15 protein-coding genes are annotated in these 22,848 nt (G+C 71.7%); 6 read left to right on the forward strand and 9 right to left on the reverse strand.

What is annotated here, in order from left to right; genetic code table 11:
- From OG520_RS26760 to OG520_RS26775, 4 genes are all read right to left on the reverse strand, one after another.
- Positions 1 to 942, reverse strand: a complete 942-nt coding sequence (locus OG520_RS26760) for a carbohydrate ABC transporter permease (protein ID WP_406014897.1) — start codon at positions 940 to 942, stop codon at positions 1 to 3.
- A gap of 7 nt (positions 943 to 949) precedes the next feature.
- Complete coding sequence (locus tag OG520_RS26765; RefSeq protein ID WP_406014898.1) at positions 950 to 2,287, reverse strand: ABC transporter substrate-binding protein; 1,338 nt, start codon at positions 2,285 to 2,287, stop codon at positions 950 to 952.
- 62 nt (positions 2,288 to 2,349) lie between these two features.
- Entirely contained in the window at positions 2,350 to 3,573 is a 1,224-nt protein-coding gene (locus OG520_RS26770; RefSeq protein WP_266419105.1) for an ROK family transcriptional regulator, read from the reverse strand.
- A gap of 218 nt (positions 3,574 to 3,791) precedes the next feature.
- Entirely contained in the window at positions 3,792 to 4,856 is a 1,065-nt protein-coding gene (locus tag OG520_RS26775; RefSeq protein WP_406014899.1) for a mechanosensitive ion channel family protein, read from the reverse strand.
- A gap of 342 nt (positions 4,857 to 5,198) precedes the next feature.
- Between OG520_RS26775 and OG520_RS26780 the strand changes: the two genes are divergently transcribed.
- The gene (locus OG520_RS26780) at positions 5,199 to 5,735 is read left to right on the forward strand and encodes an HNH endonuclease (protein ID WP_406014900.1); all 537 of its coding nucleotides are present in this window, start codon (positions 5,199 to 5,201) and stop codon (positions 5,733 to 5,735) included.
- A gap of 44 nt (positions 5,736 to 5,779) precedes the next feature.
- Here OG520_RS26780 and OG520_RS26785 read toward each other — a convergent pair whose 3' ends face one another.
- Positions 5,780 to 8,794: a beta-N-acetylglucosaminidase domain-containing protein gene (locus OG520_RS26785; RefSeq protein WP_406014901.1), complete on the reverse strand. Its 3,015-nt coding sequence runs from the start codon at positions 8,792 to 8,794 to the stop codon at positions 5,780 to 5,782.
- Positions 8,795 to 9,105: 311 nt separating this feature from the next.
- Here OG520_RS26785 and OG520_RS26790 point away from each other — a divergent pair, with 311 nt between their 5' ends.
- From OG520_RS26790 to alc, 5 genes are all read left to right on the forward strand, one after another.
- A complete protein-coding gene (locus tag OG520_RS26790) occupies positions 9,106 to 9,375 on the forward strand; it encodes a hypothetical protein (protein WP_399329480.1) in 270 nt (89 codons plus the stop codon).
- Positions 9,376 to 11,568, forward strand: coding sequence for a 4-alpha-glucanotransferase (malQ, locus tag OG520_RS26795; protein WP_406014902.1), 2,193 nt, complete (start codon positions 9,376 to 9,378; stop codon positions 11,566 to 11,568).
- Between the two features lie 67 nt (positions 11,569 to 11,635).
- On the forward strand, positions 11,636 to 11,866 hold the full coding sequence (locus OG520_RS26800; protein ID WP_124717671.1) for a hypothetical protein: 231 nt from the start codon (positions 11,636 to 11,638) through the stop codon (positions 11,864 to 11,866).
- Positions 11,867 to 11,976: 110 nt separating this feature from the next.
- Complete coding sequence (locus OG520_RS26805) at positions 11,977 to 12,900, forward strand: LysR family transcriptional regulator (protein ID WP_406014903.1); 924 nt, start codon at positions 11,977 to 11,979, stop codon at positions 12,898 to 12,900.
- A 55-nt stretch (positions 12,901 to 12,955) separates the two neighbouring features.
- The gene (gene alc, locus OG520_RS26810) at positions 12,956 to 14,095 is read left to right on the forward strand and encodes an allantoicase (RefSeq protein WP_389971426.1); all 1,140 of its coding nucleotides are present in this window, start codon (positions 12,956 to 12,958) and stop codon (positions 14,093 to 14,095) included.
- Positions 14,096 to 14,252: 157 nt separating this feature from the next.
- On the opposite strand, the gene pepN is transcribed toward alc, so the two are convergent.
- From pepN to OG520_RS26830, 4 genes are all read right to left on the reverse strand, one after another.
- Positions 14,253 to 16,829, reverse strand: a complete 2,577-nt coding sequence (pepN, locus tag OG520_RS26815) for an aminopeptidase N (protein ID WP_399329477.1) — start codon at positions 16,827 to 16,829, stop codon at positions 14,253 to 14,255.
- A gap of 146 nt (positions 16,830 to 16,975) precedes the next feature.
- On the reverse strand, positions 16,976 to 18,016 hold the full coding sequence (locus OG520_RS26820; protein ID WP_406014904.1) for an aspartate-semialdehyde dehydrogenase: 1,041 nt from the start codon (positions 18,014 to 18,016) through the stop codon (positions 16,976 to 16,978).
- 190 nt (positions 18,017 to 18,206) lie between these two features.
- The gene (locus OG520_RS26825) at positions 18,207 to 21,518 is read right to left on the reverse strand and encodes a S8 family serine peptidase (RefSeq protein ID WP_406014905.1); all 3,312 of its coding nucleotides are present in this window, start codon (positions 21,516 to 21,518) and stop codon (positions 18,207 to 18,209) included.
- A 188-nt stretch (positions 21,519 to 21,706) separates the two neighbouring features.
- Positions 21,707 to 22,777, reverse strand: a complete 1,071-nt coding sequence (locus OG520_RS26830) for a hypothetical protein (protein WP_406014906.1) — start codon at positions 22,775 to 22,777, stop codon at positions 21,707 to 21,709.
- Between the last annotated feature and the right edge of the window lie 71 nt (positions 22,778 to 22,848).

Genomic DNA, 22,848 nt, shown 5'->3' on the forward strand with positions numbered 1-22,848 from the left:
TCACTCACCTGCCTGGATCAGTCCGCTGCGGCGTCGCATCAGCAGTGCGGTGAACGCCATGGCGAGTACGAAGAGAACGAGCGCGACCACGCAGGCGGAGCCGTAGTCGAAGCGCTGGAAGCCGAGGTTGTAGACGACCTGCGGCAGCGTCAGTGTCGACTTGTCGGGATAGCCCGGTTCGAACTGCTGCCCGGAGCCGCCCATCACACCCGAGGCGACCTTCCCGGCCACGAACGGCTGGGTGTAGTACTGCATCGTCTGGATGATCCCGGTGACCACCGCGAACAGGATGATCGGCGAGATGTTCGGCAGGGTGACGAAGCGGAACCGCTGGGACGCGGTCGCCCCGTCCAGCTCCGCCGCCTCGTACTGCTCCTTCGGTACGTCGAGCAGCGCGGCCATGAAGATCACCATCAGGTCGCCCACCCCCCAGACCGCGAGCGCGGTCAGCGCCGGCTTGGACCAGGTGGCGTCGGTGAACCAGCCGGGCGTGGGCAGCCCGATCTCGCCGAGGATCGAATTGACCGGCCCGGTACCCGGGTTGAGCAGGAAGACGAAGCCGAGGGTCGCCGCGACCGGCGGGGCCAGGTACGGCAGGTAGAACAGGGTCCGGAAGACCCCGGCACCCGTCTTGATCTTCGTGATCAGCAGCCCGACACCGAGGCCGAACACCACCCGGCAGGTGACCATCACCACGACCAGCCAGAGCGTGTTGCGCAGCGCCGGCCAGAACAGCGGGTAGTCGTTGAAGACGAACGACCAGTTCTTCAGCCCGCTGAACTCGGGGGCCGAGAAACCGTCGTAGTCGGTGAAGGAGAAGTAGACGGTGGAGATCAGCGGGTAGGCGAAGAAGACGCAGAACCCGATCAGCCACGGCGACATGAAGGCCGCTGTCCGCAGCGCCGACCGGCGGCGCTTCGCACGGAGTGTGTACGTGGTCATCGCGGCGCTACTTCGCCTGCGCGATGGCTGCGTCGATCTCCTCGGCGGTCTTCTTCAGGCCCGCCTCGATGTCCTTCTGCTTGCCCGTCTCGATGTCGAATCCGAGGTTCTTCAGGGACACCAGGTACGCGCCGCCGTTCACCGAGGGCGGGGTGGTGGTGCTCTTCGGGTTCGCGGCGATGTCGAGGAAGGTCTTGAACCGCGGGTCGTACTTCAGCTTCGGCGACTTCAGCGCCGCCAGGGTGGAGGGCACGTTGTGGATGGCATTGGCGAAGTTCACCACGGCGTCGGTGTCGGTCGTCATGAACTTCACCAGCTCCCAGGCCGCGTTCTGCTTCTGGGAGGTGGCGGCGATACCGGCGATGGTGCCGGTCAGATAACCCTTGCCGTAGGTGTCGGCCTCGTCGTCGGCGACGGGCATCGGGGCGACGCCGATCTCGAACTTCGGCTTGGTCTCCTCGGCCATCCCGAGCCGCCACTCGCCGTCCAGCTGCATGGCCACCTGGCCGGTGTGGAACGGGTGCTTGGCGCCCCACTCGTCACCGAACGACGTGCGGTACGTCTCCAGCTTCTCGTAGCCGCCCAGGTCGTCGACCAGCTTCTTCTGGGTCTTGAGCATGGCGGCGAACGCCGGGTCCTCGGCGATGTTCGACTTGCCGTCCGCGTCGAAGTACTTCGGGTCCCAGCCGCCGAGGTAGTGCTCGGTGGTCGTCTCGTAGCCGTGGTAGTTCGGCATGAAGCCGAGCTGCTCGTACGAGTCGCCCTTGGTCTTCGTCAGCCGCTTGGCGGTCGCGGCCAGCTCCGACCAGGTCTGCGGGGGCCGCTTTATGCCGGCCTTCTCGAACGCGTCCTTGTTGTAGTAGAGGCCGTACGCGTCACCGAGCAGCGGCACGGTGCAGCGCACCCCGTCGAACTGGGTGTACTCGTTCATCGCCTTGGGGAAGGTCTTGTCCGGGTCGATCCCGTCCTTCTTCAGGAAGGGGTCGAGATCGACGAACGCCTTCGACGAGCAGAACTTGCCGACGTTGTCCGTGGTGAACGACGAGATGACGTCCGGGGCCTTCGAACCGCCCGCCCGCAGCGCCTGGTTGATCTTGTCGTCGGTCATGTTGCCGATGACCTTCACATGGATGTTGGGGTGCGCCTTCTCGAAGGCGTCGACCGTCGCCCGGATTCCCGCGACCTCGTTCGGGGAGACCCAGCCGTGCCAGAAGTTGATGGTCGTCTCCTTGGACGGGTCATCACTGGCACCGGAGTTGCTCTGACCGGTACAGGCCGAGGCGAGCAGAGATATGGCGGCGGTCGCGGCGAGCGCGGCGGCCGTCTTCCGGCGGTTTCCGGACATGGCGGTCTCCCGGTGAAGGATGGGGGCGGGGGTACGGAGGAAGAGGGCGGGCCGAGAAGGGGTCAGCGGGACGTGTCGAAGACTTCGTCGCGGGTGGTGGCGAGTGCGCTCTCCAGCGCGCCGCGCAGTACGGGGCGGCGCTTCACGTCCCCGGCGATCAGCCGGGGCCGGGAGGCCGCCAGCTCGGTGAGCTCGGACGCCACCCGGCAGCGCAGCGGCTCCCCGCCGGCCGCGATCACCTCGCCGGACAGCACGACGACTTCCGGATCGAGCACGGCGATCATGGAGGCGAGACCGGTCGCGAGGCCGGTGGCGAACAGATCGAGCAGCCGGGGGTACGGGCCGTCCTCGCCCGCCTCCGCGGCCTCGGCGGCGCGGGCGAGCAGCCGGGCGGCGACCTCGTGGTGGGTACCGGGGGCGCGGATCAGCTCGTCGTCGATGCCGAGCTCCCGGCCCAGCCGGGACAGCACCTGCGCGCCCGCCAGCTCCTGGAAGCCGCCCGCGTTCACCTTGGTGACCTGACGGACCAGCGGGGTACCCGGCACCGGCAGGAAACCGACCTCGCCCGCGCCACCGGTGAAGCCGCGGTGCAGCCGTCCGTTGATGACGAGGGCGGCACCGAGCCCCTCCTCGTTCCACAGCAGGACGAAGTCCTCGTGCCCGCGCGCCGCGCCCGCCCGCTGCTCGGCCACCGCGACCAGGTTCACGTCGTTCTCGTACTCCACCGGCATCGGCAGGAAGGCGGCCAGCTCCTCCAGCAGCGTGGGGGAGTGCCAGCCCGGCAGGTGCGAGGCGTACCGCAGCCGTCCGGTGCCGGGGTCGAAGGCGCCCGGGGTACCGATGACGACCCGGTGCACATCGGAACGGGTGAGTCCGGCGTCCTTCACCGCCCCGTCCAGCGCCTCCGCCACCTGCCGCACCACGCTGTCGGCGCGCCGTCCGGGGGTGCGCAGCTCGAAGTGCCCGACCGTCTCCCCGGTCACATCGGCGACGGCGGCGACGATCCGGCGGGCGTTCACATCCAGCCCCGCGACATGGGCGGCCCGCGCGTTCACCCCGTACAGCTGCGCGTTGGGCCCCGGCCGCCCGGCCACGGTCCCGGTCGCGACGACCAGCCCGGCCGCCTCCAGCCGTGCCAGCAACTGCGAAGCGGTGGGCTTGGAGAGCCCGGTCAGCTTCCCGATCCTGGTCCGCGAGAGGGGACCGTGCTCCAGCAGCAGATCGAGGGCGGCCCGGTCGTTCATGGCCCGCAGAACGCGGGGGGTACCCGGTGTGGTTCCGGCCATGAGTGCTGCACCTGCCCTCTGTTAGGAAAGTTTCCTATTCGGTGAGAGGACGGTATGCGCGCGTCACCTGGCCGTCAATGGGAAGCGCCGCGGTGGCAACCAAAGCGTTACCTGGAACACTTCCGGAATGTTCGGGTCCATGGTGACGCATGCCCAACCGGTCGTCGGCGAACCGAGTTGAGCTCCCATCGGCCCGCCGGACACCCGTACGGTGCGTACTACTTCGAGATGTTCGGCGGGGTGATCGGGGTCGTGGCCAGGGACTGGGGGGAAGTGGCGGAGGCGTAGGCCGAGGGGGCGGCCATGCCGGCCGCCGGGTCGGCCGTGGAGGGCTCGTCCGCCTGGGCCGGGACGCCGCCGACGATGCGGATGCCCGCCTCGTCGAAGGCCCGCTTGATCCGCCAGCGCAGCTCGCGCTCCACGCCCAGCGCCTTGCCCGGCATCGTCTTCGCACTCAGCCGGACCGTCATCGAGTCCAGGAGCACGGCGTCCAGGCCCAGGACCTCCACCGGCCCCCACAGGCGCTCGTTCCAGGGGTCCTCCTTGGCCATCGCCGCGGCGGCCTCGGTGATGACCGTACGTACCTTGTCGAGGTCCTCCGTGGGACGCACCGTCACATCGACGCCGGCCGTCGACCAGCCCTGGCTGAGGTTGCCGATCCGCTTCACCTCGCCGTTGCGGACGTACCAGATCTCGCCGTGGTCGCCGCGCAGCTTCGTGACCCGCAGGCCGACCTCGATGACCTCGCCGGAGGCGACGCCCGCGTCGATGGTGTCGCCCACGCCGTACTGGTCCTCCAGGATCATGAAGACACCGGAGAGGAAGTCGGTGACCAGGTTGCGCGCACCGAAACCGAGTGCCACACCGGCCACACCGGCGGAGGCCAGCAGCGGGGCCAGGTTGATCTGGAACGCGCCCAGGATCATCAGGGCGGCCGTGCCGAGGATCAGGAACGACGCGACCGAGCGGAGTACCGAACCGATCGCCTCCGAGCGCTGACGGCGGCGTTCCGCGTTGACCAGCAGCCCGCCGAGCGCGGTGCCCTCCACCGCCTGGGCGCTGCGGTTCATCCGTTCTATGAGCTTGGTGAGAGCACGCCGGATCGCGATCCGCAACACGATCGCGATGGTTGCGATGAGGATGATGCGCAGACCGGTGTTCAGCCAGGTGGACCAGTTCTCCTCCACCCAGCCCGCGGCGTCGCCGGCCTGCTTGGCGGCTTCGTCCAACGAGCTGCCGGGCTCGGGTGACGGGGCTGCGGCCAACAGGGCGGACAGGGACACGGTGGAACCTCCAGATGGGCGACGGCGGCCCGACCACACTAACGGGGCATCGGGAGTACTCCGTTGTCGCGACCGAAGGGAGAGACGCGTCTCACGGGGGGATGCCGGGGGCCGGCAGCGGCCTTCTGTGGCCGATCGCACACCGGCCGCGGGCCGCCGCGACAGCGGGCCCGAAGCGCCCGTTCCGCCTGTGGCCGCGGCGCGAGCGCGGGGGACCGGGGCAAAAATCCTTCCGGCCCGTTACCCGCACGTGGTGGCGCTTCCACCAGGCAGGAGTAGAGACTGAGATCGGATCGTCCCGGCGCGAGCCACGCGCCGCCGGCGTACAAGGAGGCATCCACCGTGCCGCATGTCCTGGTTCTCAACGCGTCGTACGAGCCACTCGGCGTCGTACCGCTCCGCCGCGCGCTCGTCCTCGTCCTCGAAAACAAGGCCATCTGTCTCGAGGAGTCCGGCGCCTTCATGCACAGTGCCAGCCGGGCCGTCCCGGCCCCCAGCGTCGTCCGCCTGAAGCGGTTCGTCCGCGTTCCCTACCGGGGACCCGTACCGCTGACCCGCAGGGCGCTGTTCGCCCGGGACGGGGGCCGCTGCATGTACTGCGGCGCCGCCGCGACCAGCGTCGACCACGTGATTCCGCGCAGCCGCGGCGGACAGCACGTCTGGGACAACGTCGTCGCGGCCTGCCGCCGCTGCAACCACGTCAAGGCGGACCGGCACCTGCCGGAGCTCGGCTGGCGGCTGCACCAGCAACCCGCCCCGCCGACGGGCCTCGCCTGGCGGATCATCGGCACGGGACACCGCGACCCGCGCTGGTTGCCGTACTTGCAACCGTTCGGCGCGGACGACGCCATGGCCCGGATCGACGGCATTTCTGCCTGAGGATCCGGGCCTTCGTCGTCCCGGGGCGGCAACGGCCCGGATCGCTACTCCGTCGCGGCGACGGCGTACGCCTCCACCGACCAGAGCGAGTAGCCGAACTCGGTGCCCCGGGCATCGCCCTGGACCCGGAGGTAGCGGGCGTCCTTCGCGTCCATCCGGACCGACTCGCGCCCGCCCCTGCCGTCCCGGACGGTCGCCGCCGTGCGCCAGCTGCGGCCGTCCGAGGAGACCTGGACGCGGTAGCGGGCGGCGTACGCGTCCTGCCAGTGCAGCACCACCTGGCCGATCCGGGCGGGCCGCGGCAGTTCCGCCTGCCACCAGGCGCCGTCCTCGGCCGGTGAGGACCAGCGGGTCCCCGGATCCCCGTCGGAGGCGGCCGCCGCCGGGAAGTCCGGGGTCTCGTCGCCGGACGAGGACGCGGTGGCGGTGCCCAGCAGATCGGGGCCCGCGGTGCGCGGGAACGCCCGGACGGTGAGCGTGCTGCGTTCGTCGCCGAAGCTGAACGGCACCTCGTACTCCCCGGCCGGGGTGCCCGCCGGGACCGTGATGTCGACGGGGACGTCGGTACGGGAACCGCGCGGCACCCTGGTCTGCTTCGGGACGTCCACCTTGATGCCCTTGGGCGCCTTCGCGGTGAGCGCGCCCCGTACCTCCGCCGGGCGGCGGGCGGCGAGGCGCGCCTCGACCCGCTGCGGCCCGCCGCCGATCTCGGCCTCCGTCTCGCCGCCCGCGAGATCGAGCCGGGCCGCGGGCTCGTCGCCGAACCAGGGCACGAGCGCGTGCACCCGAGGAGCCGGTACCCGGGCGCTCCCGGAGACATCGCCGCCCGGGGCCATCGGCGCCAGGGTGCGGGAGAGGACCGGGGGCAACGACGGATCGCCCGTGGGCCAGCTGATCCGGATCGCGTCGGCCCGCAGCCCCTTCGCCGCCGTGTGGGTCCAGCCGGTCGCCGACAACGCGCCCAGGCGGCGCCAGCCCTCGCCGGGCACCCGGGCCTCCAGCGCCGCGCCGGCCAAGGTGCCGCCGCCGGGCAGGGTCATCGCCGTCACGGCCTCCACCGGGCGGGCCCGGTCCAGCCGGACCGTGTAGCTGCCCGGAGCCTTCGTCACCGTACCGTCGCCGCGGTCCGCGCCCGTCCAGGCATCGGCCTCCCGGCGCACCCGGTCCAGGAACGGGCCCAGGACCCCCTTGCCGACCGTGGCGCCGTCCGCCTTCGCGGCCTTGCGCACCGGTTCCAGGGCCAGCGAAGCCTGCCAGGCGGCGGCGCCGTCGCCGCGCGACTGGGCCTGGAGCAGATCGACGGCCAGCTCGCCCGCCCGGCCGTACCGGGACAACTGCTCGGACCACGGCCGCACTTCGTCGTCCAGACGCCCGTCCGCCAGGCCCTTCAGCCGCTGCGGGGCCTCCCGCATCACGGTGAACGCCGCCCGCAGCCTGCGCGCCGCGTCGGCCCGCGCCGTGGCGTCGTGCGCCGCGCGGGACTTCCAGAACGCGGCCAGCAACGGCCGCAGATACGCGGACTCGTCACCGCCCAGCACGGACGTCGCGCTGTTCCCGGCCAGCGCGCGCAGCGCGTCCCCGGTGCGTGCGTCACCGCCCGCCAGATCGTCGATCGCCGCCTGCCAGGACTCCTGCGGCCGGTAACCCTTCGGGTTCCAGGCGAAGTCGGCGGCGGTGAAGAGCGGAATGCGGGACGCGGACGGCTGCTCCATCGCATTGGCGAGGAGCGCCGCGGAACCCGTGGCCACCGCGGGGTCCCGGCCGGTGTACGGGCCGAGGAAGATCCGGTCCTGGGCGTAGTCGTTGACCGGGTAGTTGTCCATCGTGACCAGCGGATGCCCGAACGCGGCGCGGGCCCCGGCCAGCTCCCCGCCGGTGATGGTCCTCGGTACGACCCCGACACCGGTCCAGGCGATCTGGACCCGGTCGTCCAGTTCCTCGGCGAGCGCTTCGCGGTAGTCGGTGGAGCCGTCCTGGTAGAACTCCGTCGGCATCACCGACAGCGGCTGCGAACCCGGATAGCGGTCCGCGAGATGCCGCGCCACCTCGCCGGCCACCCGCGCCTGCGCCCTGGCCGCCGCCTGCGGGCCGCTGCCGAAGGTGTCGGCGTCGCTGTCGCAGTGCCATTCGCTGTAGCTGACGTCCTGGAACTGCAGCTGGAAGGCGCGCACACCCAGTGCCCACATCGCGTCGAGCTTCTTCGTCAGCGCCTTCACGTCGCCGGCCGAGGACATGCACATGGCCTGGCCGGGGGCGACGGCCCAGCCGAGCGTCACATGCTCGGCGCGGGCCCGCTCGGCCAGCGCCCGGAAGCCGGCGCGCCGGTCGGCCGGGTACGGGTCGCGCCAACGGGCCTGCCGGTACGGATCGTCGCCCGCCGCGTACAGATACCTGTTCTGCTTCGTACGCCCCATGAAGCCGATCTGGGCCAGCCGCTCCTGGAGGGTCCACGGCTGCCCGTAGAAGCCCTCGGTCGTTCCGCGTACGGCGGTGCCCGGCCAGTCCCTGACGGTGACCCCGGCGACGCCCCCGTCCCGGATCAGCTGACGCAGTGTCTGCACGCCGTGGAAGAGGCCGTCCTCGCCGACACCGTCCAGGGCGACGGTGTCCCGCCCCGCGACCCGGCCGACCGCGATCCGGTAACCCCCGGAGGGCAGATCGCCGCGCTCGGGGGCGTGCAGCGTGCGCAGCGCGTCCCGGGCGCCGTCGCCGCCGAGCCGGATCACCGGGCCGCGGCCGGGCAGGGCCTCGTGGACGGTCCGCACGCCCGCGTCCCGCAGGACCTTCCGGAGCGCGTCGACCGCGTACGGATCGGCGTGCGAGCCGGCGACGAGGGTGACCTCGGCGGAGAGCGGTACGGACGCCCCGGCGGCCTCGATGGACTGCGGCCGGGGCCACACGGCGGGCAGCGCGGCGTCGCCCGTGCGGTCGGGGGTGGCGACGGCGGTGGAGCCGGGCTCCGAAGGGGCCGCGACGGCGGCCGGGGCTCCCGTGGAGAGCAGTCCGCCGAGCACGGCGACCGCGATGGCCGCTGCCTGCTTTCCGCGCCTGAGCCGCATCGCTCGTCTCCCTCGTCACCGCCGGTGGGCTCCGAGCCCACCACCCGGGCGCGAGGGTGTCAATGCGCGTGGGTGGTGTGCCGGAAATGCCCGATGCGGCAGGTGGGGCACGGGCCGGCGGGCCGGGGCGGCGGACGCCAAAGATGACGCCGGATGGCCGAAAACAGCGGACAACTTACGGAGAACGGGCCTACGGGGAACGGAATGTGACCCAGAGCACGTTGAATTCGTTGTGATAACGCCTACGTCTGTGGTCGAGCCCGCCGGGTAGGCCTGCTGTGTCCTGCTTTCCCCACGGCCAGGAGGCCGCCATGCCCGCCGCCGCGAAGCTTCTGCTCCCCGCCCTCTCCGCACAGGTACCCGGCCCCGCCGCCCCGTGGCCCGACGCGTTCCCGGCTCCCGCGCCCGGCCCGCTGACGAGCGAGCCGCCGCTCGCCGATGCCATACCCCTCACCAGCGAGCCGCCGCTCGCCGACGCCACACCTCTGACCAGCGAACCCCCGCTCGCCGCACATGCCCCGCTGACCAGCGAGCCGGCCACGTCCGGCGGCGCGTGGGGCACGGAGTTCCCAGGAGTCTGAATGGGCTTGTCCCGGCTTGCCGCACTGCACGGCGTCGCCACCTCCTACTCCCCGTCCGCCGATGTGACGGTGTCCGTTCCCGACGAGACGGTCGTCGCCGTGCTCGCCGCGCTCGGTGTGGACGCCGGCACGCCCGGAGCGGTACGGGAATCGCTCGCCGCCGCCGAGTCCGCGGCCCGCTCCCGGCTGCTTCCGCCGACGGTGGTGGTGTGGTCCGGTGAGCCGCTGCCCGATGCCCTGACCGCCCTGCCGCCCGGCACCACGCTGGACATCGGCCCCGAGGACCCCGGTTCGGCCCCGCCCCCGCGGATGCGTATTCCGGCCGGCCGACCGGATCCGGCCGTTTCGGTACGGGGCGCCGTCGACGGGCCGGCGGACGCGGCGGGGGCGGGAGCGCCCGCGGTCCCCGCCTGGTGGGCCGAGCCGCCGTTCGGGGTGCACCGGCTGGCCGTACGGGCCCCCGGCGGCCGGCACGCGACCGGCACACTCGTCGTCGCCCCGCCCCGGGCGCCCCGGCCGCCCGCCCGCGGTCACGGCTTCCTCGTCCAGCTCTACTCCCTGCTCTCCGCCCGCTCCTGGGGCATGGGCGACCTCGGGGATCTCGCCGACCTCGCCGCCTGGTCCGGACGGGCCCTCGGCGCCGGATTCGTCCAGGTCAACCCGCTCCACGCCGCCGTGCCCGGCCGCCCCACCGACCCCTCCCCGTACCGCCCGTCGTCGCGGCGCTTCCCCGACCCCGTGCATCTGCACCTGGAGTCCATCCCCGAGTACGGGCACGTGACCGACCGGGGCACCCTCGACGACCTGCGCCAGGACGCCGCGACGCTCAGCGACACCGTCCTCAACAAGGGCGCCCTGATCGACCGTGACGCCGTCTGGGAGCTCAAGCGCCAGGCTCTCGAACTCGTGCGTCGGGTGCCCCTCACCCCGGGCCGTCGCGCCGCGTACTGCGACTTCCTGGCCGAACAGGGGCAGGCCCTGGAGGACCACGCCCTGTGGTGCGCCCTCGCCGAGGTGCACGGCTCCGACTGGCACGGCTGGCCCGCCGGGCTGCGCGACCCCCGCTCCAAGGAGACCGCCCGCGCCCGCGGCGAACTGCTGGACCGGGTCGACTTCCACTGCCGGCTCGCCTGGCTGACCGACGGTCAGCTCGCCGATGCCCAGCGCGCCGCCCTCGACGCGGGCATGGCCGTCGGCATCGTCCACGACCTCGCCGTCGGTGTGCACCCCGGCGGCGCCGACGCCTGGGCCCAGCAGGACGCCTTCGCGCACGGCATGTCCGTCGGGGCGCCCCCGGACGCCTTCAACGCCCGGGGCCAGGACTGGGGCCTGCCCCCGTGGCGCCCGGACGTCCTCGCCGCCTCCGGCTACGCCCCGTACCGCGGACTGCTGCGCGGGCTCCTCGCCCACGCGGGCGCCCTGCGCATCGACCACGTCATGGGCCTGTTCCGGCTCTGGTGGGTGCCTGAGGGGCGTCCGCCCACCGAGGGCACCTATGTCGCCCACGACGCCGAGGCGATGCTCGCCGTCCTCGTCCTGGAGGCGCACCGGGCCGGCGCGGTCGTCATGGGGGAGGACCTGGGCACCGTCGAGCCGGGGGTCCGCGAGGCGCTGGCCCGGCGCGGCGTGCTCGGCACCTCCGTCCTCTGGTTCGAACGGGACTGGGCCGGCACCGGCCGCCCACTGGCCCCCGAGGAGTGGCGCGAGGGCTGCCTCGCCACCGTCACCACGCACGATCTGCCGTCCACCGCGGCCCGGCTGACCGGCGACCATGTGACGCTCCGCCACCGCCTGGGCCTGCTCACCCACCCCCTGGACCAGGAACTGACGGCGGACGCGGCCGACACCACCGAATGGCTGGGGTATCTCGCCAGGCTCGGGCTGCTCCCCGAGGGCGAGGGCGACGAGGAGGGCGCCGTCCGCGCCGTGCACCGCTTCCTGCTGCGCACCCCCGCCCGCCTGACCGGCGTCTGGCTGCCCGACGCGCTCGGCGACCGCCGCCCGCAGAACCTCCCCGGCACCTGGGACCAGTACCCCAACTGGCGCCTGCCCGTCGCCGACGCGGAGGGTCACCCGGTCACCCTGGAGGAGCTGGCCGCCGCACCCCGCCTGCACCGGCTGATGGAGGTCTTCCGCCCGAGCGGGGACCGCCCGGAAGGCCACCCGGAAGTCCGCCCGCACCCCCGCCCGTGATCCGTTCCCGACCCCGTACGGCACCCCCGGGCGCGCGCCCCTCGCAGGCGTTCGCTACGTTTGCACCGTGGACAAGAAGAACGCTATGCGCGCCGGCGCCGTCGCGGCCGGAACGACGCTGATGATGCTGCTCATGTCGTCCCCCGCGCTCGCGCTCACCCGCGACGACGGCGACGACCCGGGGCCCGGCCTGAGCGCGATGGAGACCATCGGCCTCTACGTCGTGGCACCCATCGTCCTGTTCCTGGTCATCACGGGCCTGGTCATGGTCCTGGACAAGTCCAAGAAGCAGGCCTAGTACCCACACGCTCGTCCCGGGTGCGCCGCAGGTACTCCATGAGTACCGCGCGGCGCACACGCATGTCCGCGGCCGGGCACCCCGCCCTCGGCGCCGGGTAGGTTGCGGCCATGATCGAGTGGGACCTCAAGAAGCTCCGCATCCTCCGCACCCTGCGCGACCGGGGCACGGTCACCGCGACCGCGCAGGCCCTGCTGATGACGCCCTCCGCGGTCTCGCAGCAACTGTCCAGCCTCTCCAGGCAGCTCGGTGTGCCGCTCCTGGAGGCCCAGGGCCGACGCGTCCGGCTCACCGACGCCGCGCATCTCGTGCTGCGCCACGCCGAGGCCGTCTTCGCCCAACTGGAGCGCGCCGACGCCGAACTGACCGGCTATCTGCGCGGTGAGGCCGGGGAGGTGCGGATCGCCGCGTTCTCCACGGCCGTGCCCGTCCTCGTCGTACCGGCGATCCAGCGGCTGCGCGCCGAGGAGCGCCCGGGGCCCGATGTGCGGGTGCGGGAGGCGGAGGCCGCGCAGGCGTACGAACTCCTGGTCGCCGGTGACGTCGACCTCGCCCTGTCCCTCGCCGCGCACGCCCCGACGGCCCGCGACCCCCGGTTCGCGGTGCTGCCCCTGCTCGCCGACCTGCTGGACGTGGCCCTGCCCGCGGACCACCGTCTCGCCGCCGCGCCCGCCCTCCGCCTGGCGGACCTCTCCGGCGACCCGTGGATCTTCGGTGGTTCGGGCCCCTGGTCGCAGATCACCACGGCGGCGTGCGAGGCCGCGGGATTCGTGCCCGAGCAGGCGCACAGCGCCTCCGGCTGGACGGCGATCCTGGCCATGGTCGAGGCGGGTCTGGGGGTGGCGCTGATCCCGCGCATGGCGTCGGCGGAACGGCACGGCCGGGGCGGCGTGGTGATGCGCGCGCTCGACGCCGACCAGCCGCGCCGTCATGTGGTGGCGGCGGTGCGGCAGGGCGCCGAACGGGGCCCCGCGGTGGCCAGAGTGCTCGCGGCACTCACCGCGACCGCCGAATCGTTCACTTCAACTGAATAAACGATGCAAAAACTTTCGATGGACCTGATGGGTTATGGGCCGTGACAGTAGGTGCATGACCTTCGACCAGAATGAGAACCACCACGACGACCCCCACGCCAACGACGCGGCCCCGTACGGCGGTGGTGACCCGTACGCCGACTACCGCGGCACCGACCTGCCCTTCACCGAACTCGTCGACCTCGCCGACCGCCGCCTCGGCGCGGGCGTGATCGCCGCCAACGACGAGTTCTTCGCCCAGCGCGAGAACCTCCTGGTCCGGGAGCGCGCGGCCTTCGACCCCGAGCACTTCGGCCACAAGGGCAAGATCATGGACGGCTGGGAGACCCGCCGCCGACGCGGCGCGGACGCGGACCACCCGTTCCCGGCCCCCGACGAGCACGACTGGGCCCTGATCCGGCTCGGCGCCCCCGGCATCATCCGCGGCATCGTCGTCGACACGGCCCACTTCCGCGGCAACTACCCGCAGCGCGTCTCGATCCAGGCCACCGCGGTCGAGGGCTCGCCCAGCCCCGCCCAACTCCTCGCCGACGACGTGAAGTGGGAGGAGATCGTCCCGCCGACCCCCGTACGCGGCCACGCCGCCAACGGCTTCGAGATCACCGGTGGCCGCCGCTGCACCCACGTACGCCTGTGCCAGCACCCCGACGGCGGCATCGCCCGCCTCCGCGTCCACGGCGAGGTCCTCCCCGACCCGTCCTGGCTCGCCACGCTCGGCACGTTCGACCTGATCTCGGTGCTGAACGGCGGCAGTTACGAGGACGCCTCGGACCGGTTCTACTCCTCGCCGACCCAGATCATCCTGCCCGGCACCTCCCGCAAGATGGACGACGGCTGGGAGAACCGCCGCCGCCGGGTCCGCGACACCAACGACTGGGTCCGCTTCCGCCTCCCCGCCCAGGGCGCGGTCCGCGCGGTCGAGATCGACACCGCCTACCTCAAGGGCAACGCGGCCGGCTGGATCGCACTCCAGGGCCGCAACGGCGAGACCGGCGAGTGGTTCGAGATCATCCCCCGCACCAGGCTCCAGCCCGACACCCCGCACCGCTTCCCGCTCCGCGCCCAGGCGATCGTCACCCACGTCCGCCTCGACGCCTTCCCGGACGGCGGCGTCGCCCGCATGCGCCTGCACGGCAGCCTGACGGAGTCCGGCGCGGCCGAACTGGCCCGCCGCTACGAGGAGTCCGGCGCGTAACACCCCCGGCTCCGTGCCCCCTGCTCCCGCCCGTCGGACGGCTGCGCGACCGCGCCCGCCCGGCGGGCGGGTTTCCAGCGCCGGGCCGTCCGGAGCACGAACGAAGGGGCGCCCCCCGTCGCGGGAGGCGCCCCTCACTGTCTCACCGGTCAGCGCGTCACGCCGTGGCCGCCGCCGCGTCCGCGGCCTGGGCCCTCAGGGCGCGCTCGACGCCCGAGCGGGACTCCGACATCAGCCGGCGCAGGGCCGCGCTCGGGTCCGTCGAGGAGAGCCAGGTGTCCGTGGCGTCCAGCGTGGCCTGCGAGACCTGGAGGGTCGGGTAGAGGCCGATGGCGACCTGCTGTGCCATCTCGTGGCTGCGCGAGTCCCAGACATCCTTGACCGTGGCGAAGAACTTCTCCGTGTACGGAGCCAGCAGTTCGCGCTGGTCGGTCTGGACGAAGCCGGCGATGACCGCCTCCTGGAGGGAGTTCGGCAGCTTGTCGGACTCGATGACCGAGGCCCACGCCTCCGCCTTCGCCTCCTCGGTGGGGCGTGCCGCGCGGGCGGTCGCCGCGTGGCGCTCGCCCGCCGCCGTCCTGTCGCGCTCGTACTCGGCGGCGATCTCGTCCTCTTCGAGGAGACCGGTCGCGGCGAGCCGCTCGACGAACGCCCAGCGCAGCTCCGTGTCGACGGCCAGGCCCTCGACCGTCTCCTTGCCGTCGAGCAGCGACTGCAGCAGGTCCGTCTGCTGCGGGGTGCGGGCCGTCTCCGCGAAGGCGCGGGCCCAGGCCAGCTGGTGGTCGCTGCCCGGCTCCGCCGCACGCAGGTGCGCGAGGGTGGCCTCGGTCCACTGCGTCAGCCCGGCCTCGCGCCACTCCGGCGCCGCGTACAGGTCCAGCGCCAGCTTCACCTGGCGGTGCAGCGACTGGACGACGCCGATGTCCGACTCCTTGCCGATGCCGGAGAGCACCAGGGCGAGGTAGTCGCGGGTCGCCAGCTCGCCGTCGCGGGTCATGTCCCAGGCGGAGGCCCAGCACAGGGCGCGGGGGAGGGACTCCGTGAAGTCGCCGAGGTGCTCGGTGACGACGCGCAGCGACTCCTCGTCGAGCCGGACCTTCGCGTACGAGAGGTCGTCGTCGTTGAGCAGGATCACGGCGGGGCGGGCGGTACCGGCCGGGAACGGCACGGTCGTGCGCGCACCGTCGACGTCCAGCTCGATGCGGTCCGTACGGACCAGCTTGCCGGAGCCGTCGAGGTCGTAGCAGCCGATGGCGATGCGGTGCGGGCGCAGCGTCGGCTCGCCCTTCGCACCGGCGGGGAGGGCCGGGGCCTCCTGGAGCACGGTGAACGAGGTGACGTGACCGTTCCCGTCCGTGGTGATCTCCGGGCGCAGGATGTTGATGCCCGCCGTCTCCAGCCACGCCTTCGACCAGGTCTTCAGGTCGCGGCCGGAGGTCTCCTCCAGGGCGCCCAGCAGGTCGGACAGCCGGGTGTTGCCGAACGCGTGCGCCTTGAAGTACGCCTGGACGCCCTTGAAGAACTCGTCCATGCCGACGTACGCCACCAGCTGCTTCAGGACCGAGGCGCCCTTGGCGTAGGTGATCCCGTCGAAGTTGACCAGCACGTCGTCCAGATCACGGATGTCCGCCATGATCGGGTGCGTGGACGGCAGCTGGTCCTGGCGGTAGGCCCAGGTCTTCTCGGAGTTGGCGAACGTGGTCCAGGAGTTCGGCCACTTCGAGCCCTGCGCGTACGCCTGGCAGGCGACCGAGGTGTACGTGGCGAACGACTCGTTCAGCCACAGGTCGTTCCACCACTCCATGGTGACGAGGTCGCCGAACCACATGTGCGCCAGCTCGTGCAGGATGGTCTCCGCACGCCGCTCGTACGCCGCGTCCGTCACCTTCGAACGGAACACGTACTGGTCGCGGATGGTGACCGCGCCCGCGTTCTCCATCGCGCCGGCGTTGAACTCCGGGACGAAGAGCTGGTCGTACTTGGCGAACGGGTAGTCGTAGTCGAACTTCTCCTGGAACCAGTCGAAGCCCTGCCGCGTGACGTCGAAGATCTCGTCCGCGTCGAGGAACTCGGCCAGCGACGGACGGCAGTAGATGCCGAGCGGGACGGACTGGCCGTCCTTCTCGTAGCTGCTGTGCACCGAGTGGTACGGGCCGACGATCAGGGCCGTGATGTACGACGAGATGCGCGGCGTCGGCTCGAAGGACCAGACGTTGTCCCGCGGCTCGGGCGTCGGCGAGTTCGAGATGACCGTCCAGCCCTCCGGCGCCGTCACGGTGAACCGGAACGTCGCCTTCAGGTCAGGCTGCTCGAAGCTCGCGAAGACCCGGCGCGCGTCCGGCACCTCGAACTGGGTGTAGAGGTACGCCTGCTGGTCGACCGGGTCGACGAAGCGGTGCAGGCCCTCGCCCGTGTTGGTGTACGAACAGTCGGCGACGACCTTCAGCTCGTTGGAGCCCGCGACCAGGTGCGGGAGCGTGATGCGCGAGTCGCGGAACACGGCCGCGACGTCCAGCGCCTTGCCGTTCAGCTCGACCTCGTGCACGGCCGGGGCGACCAGGTCGATGAAGGTCTCCGCACCGGCTTCGGCGGAATCGAAGCGCACGGTGGTCACGGACCGGTAGGTGCCGCCCTCCTGCGCTCCGGAGAGGTCGAGATCGATCTCGTACGCGTCCACGGTCAGCAGGCGCGCCCGCTCCTGTGCCTCTTCGCGGGTCAGATTGGTGCCAGGCACGCGGTCATCTCCTTGGTATGTGACGTTTCCGGTCATCCTTCCACGTCGCGCGCTCCGGCGGGGGGCCCCGGTCCGCGGTGGGTGCGCGCATACGAAAGGGCGGCCACCGCACACCGGTGGCCGCCCGTTCCCGCATGCCTCAAGCGTCAGCTGCGTGCCTCGGGCGTCAGCTCCGCCGCGACCAGCTCCGCGATCTGCACCGCGTTCAGCGCCGCGCCCTTGCGCAGGTTGTCGTTGGAGACGAAGAGCGCGAGGCCGTTCTCCACGGTCTCGTCGACCCGGATCCGGCCGACGAACGCGGCGTCCTTGCCGGCCGCCTGGAGCGGGGTGGGGATCTCCGAGATCTCGACGCCCGGCGCGTCCTTCAGCAGCTCGTACGCGCGCGCCACGCTGATGGGACGGGCGAAACGGGCGTTGACCTGGAGCGAGTGACCGGCGAAGACCGGGACCCGGACACAGGTGCCGGACACCTTCAGCTCCGGGATCTCCAGGATCTTGCGGGACTCGTTGCGGAGCTTCTGCTCCTCGTCGGTCTCGAAGGAGCCGTCGTCCACGATCGAACCGGCCAGCGGCAGCACGTTGAAGGCGATCGGACGCTTGTAGACGCCCGGCTCGGGGAACTCGACGGCCTCGCCGTCGTGGGTGAGCCTGTCGGCGTCGGCGACGACCTTGGACGCCTGGCCGTGCAGCTCGGCGACGCCGGCCAGACCGGAACCGGACACCGCCTGGTAGGTGGCGACGGTCAGCGCCTGCAGACCGGCTTCGTCGTGCAGCGGGCGCAGCACGGGCATGGCGGCCATCGTGGTGCAGTTCGGGTTGGCGATGATCCCCTTGGGCCGGTCGGTGATCGCGTGTGCGTTGACCTCGGAGACGACGAGCGGGACCTCGGGGTCCTTGCGCCAGGCGGAGGAGTTGTCGATCACGACGGCACCCTGTGAGGCGACCTTCTCGGCGAGCGCCTTCGACGTCGCGCCACCGGCCGAGAACAGCACGATGTCCAGTCCGGTGTAGTCGGCCGTCGAGGCGTCCTCGACGGTGATCTCCCGGCCCTGCCATTCGATCGTCGAGCCCGCGGAGCGTGCGGAGGCGAAGAGCCGCAGTTCGTCGGCAGGGAACTTCCGCTCGGCCAGGATGCTGCGCATGACTGTGCCGACCTGACCGGTGGCGCCGACGATTCCGACCTTCACAGGGACTCCTTCGGACGTACGAACTGAGACGGTTGCCGCTCCATGATGCGTATGTCCACGGCTTTCTTGTCCAATCCATTGTCCGCGGTACGGACGGTGCCCGCCCGGCCGGGCACACGGCAGTGGGGCGGGAGCTCCACCGAGCGCCCGCCCCACTGCTGTACATGTTGTACGGATCACACGGTGGCCGTTACGGCGTGACCTTCTCGATCACGACGCTGGCAGTGCCCGCGGCGGTGCCGCGGCCGTTCACCAGGTGGACCTCGCCGAAGAACTGCCGGCCCTCGGGGGCCGCCCCGGCGACCGCGACCTCGGCGGTGATCTGGGCGGAGGCGCCGTTGGCCAGGTTCACGGCCTTCGACTCGTCGACCTTGATCGTGCCGAGCGACGGTGCGTAGTACACGTCGCGGTAGTCGTACGTGGTGGTCCCGGCCGGGACGTCGTAGCCGTCGATCACGACGGTGTACGTGCCGGCGGCGGGCTTCGCCAGGCTGACCGCCTCCTCGGAGCCGGCCGTGGTGGACTTGCCGACCGTGGCGCTGCCCCGGTAGACGTACAGGTCCAGGTCGGCGTTGGCGTCCGCCGTGCCGCCGATGGCGACGTCCAGCTTCTCGACGCCCTCGCCGATGGTGACCGTGTACTCCTGGCGGTCGCCCGTCCTGATCGACGGCTTCGCGACCTTGGCCGAGCCCAGCGAGCCGCCCTTGAGCGCGCCCTCCAGGTCACCCGCGTTGTTGGTGACCTTCCAGTTCACCGCGGCCGGCGTGCCGATCTTCGCCTCGGCGATGGTCTGCACCGCCGGGTCGAAGGTGGCACCGAGCAGCGAGACATCCAGCTTGTACGGGTTGTCCAGCAGCGGCGACGTACGCCGTGCCTCGACCTCGATCTCCCAGACGCCCGGCTGCGGGTCCTTGTACGAGCGCACGTCCGGACGGCAGGTGTTGGCCGGGTTCTCGTAGTTCGGGTAGCAGAACGGCGTACCGCTGTCCTCCATCTGCACCCCGTACGGGTGGATGGAGATGAAGCGGGTCTGGCTGCCCGAGCGCAGCGCGCCCATGGCGACCTCAAGGGTCTTGGCGCCCTCCGGCACGGTCACGAAGTACGACGTGGTGCTGTTGCGCTGCACCGAGCCGGACGCCTTGAACGCGTAGGCGGGCTTCACGAGCTTCGTGGAGACGACCACCGTGGTGAGGATCTGCTGGTCCACACCGACGGTCTTGCTGTCGTCCACCTTCAGGATCGCGCTGTGCACGCCCGCGCTGCCCGGCTTCGCCTGCACCTTGACGGTGACGGGCTTGCCCAGCGGCAGCGAGACCGTGCTCGAACCGGTCAGCTTGAAGGTGCCGTCGTTGTTCTTCCACGACAGCTTGTGCTTGACGGCCTTGTCCGGGCCCGTGGTGCGGGTGATCGTGACGTCGTACGACTTCGTCTGGCCGGCCTTCAGGCCGCCCTCGCGGTCGTACAGACCCGTCCCGAAGCCGGGGGTCTTCAGCGCGAAGTCGATCGCGGTGTCGACGGGGGCCTTCACCGAGTACTCGTGCGCCGGGGCGCCCTGCTTCTCGATCTGCTTCCAGGCGCCGACGATGTCGATCAGACCGGAGCCCTGGGCGTGCGCGGGCACACCCTTGATGTGGGTGGCGGTGCTGGTCAGCGCGGTCCGCAGATCGGCCGGGGGCAGCTCGATGTGCTTCTGCTTCGCGGCGGACAGCAGCAGCGCGGTCGCGCCCGCGGCCTGCGGCGAGGCCATCGAGGTGCCCTGCAGCATGGAGTAGCCGGCCGGGAGCGAGTAGCCCGACTCCTTGACCGGGCCGCCGGGCAGCCAGGTCTGGGTGGTGTTGATGGCCGCGCCCGGGGCCGTCAGGATCGGCGCGAAGCCGCCGTCCTCACGCGGACCGCGCGAGGAGAAGGGCAGCATGTCGTACTTCTTGGTGACGTTCGAGCCGTAGTTGGCGGCCCAGGTCTCCTTGGAGATCGACGCACCGACGGAGATGACGTGGTCGGCGAGGCCGGGGTCACCGATGGTGTTGACGCCCGGACCCTCGTTGCCGGCCGAGATGACCAGCTGGACGCCGTAGATGTCGATGAGCCGCTTGTAGAGCTCGGCACGGGCATTGTTGCCGTCGTTGAGCGGGGGCAGTCCGCCGATCGACATGTTGACGACATCGACACCGCGGTTCACGACGAGGTCGATCATGCCCTCGGTGAGCGCGATGTTGGTGCAGCCGCCGTCCCAGGTGCAGGCCCGCGAGGAGACGATCTTCGCGCCCGGCGCGGCACCGTTCATCTTGCCGCCGAACAGGCCGTTCGCGGCGGTGATGCCCGCGACGTGGGTGCCGTGCTCGCTCTCGATGACGCCGATGCTGACGTAGTCGGAGGTGTCGCCGGCCGCGTTGTAGACGACGTCCTTGCGGGTCTCGACGACGAACGGGATCCGCTCGACGACATCGGTCCGCGGGTCGTCCTTGCCGAAGTAGGAGACCTGGTGCTTCTCCTTGTACGGCTTCAGGACGGCGTCGTCGGAGAAGTCCGCGTTGTTGTTCAGGTCGACGCGGGTGGTGCCGGTGACCGGGTCGTAGAGCACGGCCCACACATCGGTGGTGTCGCCGTCCCGGTTCAGGTCGCCCTTCATGTCGCCGCCCTTGGTGGCGGCCTCGGCGAACAGCTTGATCCGGTAGTCGCCCTTGGGTGCCTTGTACGTACGGCCCTCGTACGTGAACGTCGGGCCGGACACGCCGTCCGTCATCCGCAGCCAGGTGCCGTCGTCGTCACTGACCGGGTCGGTCGCGGTCACCCAGTCGACGATCTTGCGCTCGCCGGTGGTGGTCTTCTGCAGCGCCGGGTGGCCGAGGTCGACACCCGAGTCGAGGACACCGATGGTCACCCCGCGGCCGTCGGCCTTCGGGTGCTGCTGGACGAAGTCGACCGCGCCCGTCTCGAAGGACGGGTTGTACGGGTTCTTCGCCGGGGTCTTCTTGCCGGGCGCCGGGTAGGAACCGGTCGACCTGGTGGCGGCCTTGGCTCCGGTCGCCCGGTCGCCGGTGGGCGTCGGGTCGTCCAGCTTGATCTCCTGCTTGAGATCGATGCCGTGGACGGACGGCAGCTTGGCGGCCGCCTTGATGGTCGCCTCGGCGGTCGCGGTGGGCACGGTGGCCCGTACGTAGCCGAGCTTGTCGTACGCACGGCCCAGCACGGAGCCCTTGACGGCGTCCAGCTGCTTGGTGACCTGCTCGGTCGCACCGGGAGCGGTGGCGACCATCATCGTGACGTTCTTCTGGCCCTTGGCCTTCGCCTTGGCCAGAAGCTGCTCGTCGTTGGTACCGAGCTTGTCGGCCGTGGCACCCTCGGCGGCGGACTTGACCGGAGCCGGGGCAGGAGCGTCGGCGGCGAAGACGGGGGCGGCGCCGGTGGCGGCCAGCGCGGCCACCAGGCCGGCGGCAGCCGCGACTCGGGCCGCGCGTCTCGCCCCGGGTATGGAACTGGGGGACTCGGTGGTCATCAGCATCCCTGGATATGAAAGAGAGAGTCCGGAATTCGGTACCGGATGACCGCTCACCCTTTCGTAGATGACAGGGGTTTGTGGAGAGTTGGAGGGGGCGAGATGGGGACATGGCGGGCTTCCGCCAGCGGGGCTGATGCGCCATCAGGGACGAAGTGACAGATAAGTGACGCCTGTGATTCACTCCACCGTTCTCAGCGGGGCAGGATCACCACATACGCCGCCGGTTCACGGTCGGCCGCCGCCATCAGCGCCGTGCGCACCACGACCGCCTGCTCCTCGCTCGCGTCGCGGAGCTTCCTCGGCGCGAGGCGGACGACGGTGACGCCGAGCCGCTCCAGATGCTCCCGCTCCGCGGTGTGCCCGGACCGCTCGGTCCCGTGCTCCCGCTCCTCCCGGCACCGCCCGTCGTCGGGCCCGTCGCGCCTCGGCGCCCTGATGTCCAGCTCCACGGCGACCGCCTGCTCGGGCCAGTAGGCGTCCACGCCGCCGAGACAGGGGCCGCCGGGCAGCCGCAGGTCCACGTTCCACAGCGGCTCCGGCAGGCCGTACGTCCGCACCATGTCGTACAGCCGGGCCTCCGCCAGCGCCCGCCCCTCGGCGAGGAAGGAGTCGACGGCCTGCACCACCTGCGGCCGGCCCAGCAACTTCGCGCGACTCAACTCGCGTACGACGGCGGCCGGTTCGCAGTGCCCGCCGCGCACCGCCTCGATCAGCAGCCCGCGCACGGCCAGGGGGTCGCCGAGCCCGGCGACCGCGTCCGCGAGCGCCCGCTCCACGGGGGCCACCGGCAGCCCGCGCACCTGCTCGGCGCGGGGCGTTCCGGAGGAGCGCACCAGATGGACGTACCCGACCGAGCGCAGCCGCCGGGTGCGCGGCACCAGGACGTCGATCCCGGCCGCCGGCGCGGCGGCGAACCCGTGCAGGGCGAGCGCGGCGAGCCCGGTGAGCATGGCCTCGCCGTAACCGGACTCCGGCTCGGCCTCCCGCCCCGGCTGTGCCGGTACGCCCCGGCGGCCGGAGGCCGGTGGCCGGCCGGCGTACAGCAGGGCGGAACGCAGCCGTTCCTCACCGGTGGGCGGCTCCGGGTGCAGGACATACACGCCGGGCAGCGGCTGCTGCCACGGCCCACCGGCCCGGCAGTGCGCGGCGGCCTCCGCGGCGGACACCCCCTGCGCCCTCAACTGCGCCGCGGACAGCACGCGTTGGCGGACATCGTCGGCGATGCGGGGGTGGCAGGGGGAGAGTGGGGTGTTCTGGGTCATGTTCCGGGGTATCCCGCATGCCGTGGCGGAGCTAACCCCTGTTACACGCTCGTCGACAATTCAGGACAACG

Source organism: Streptomyces sp. NBC_00984, assembly GCF_045162475.1.
Lineage (GTDB): Bacteria > Actinomycetota > Actinomycetes > Streptomycetales > Streptomycetaceae > Streptomyces.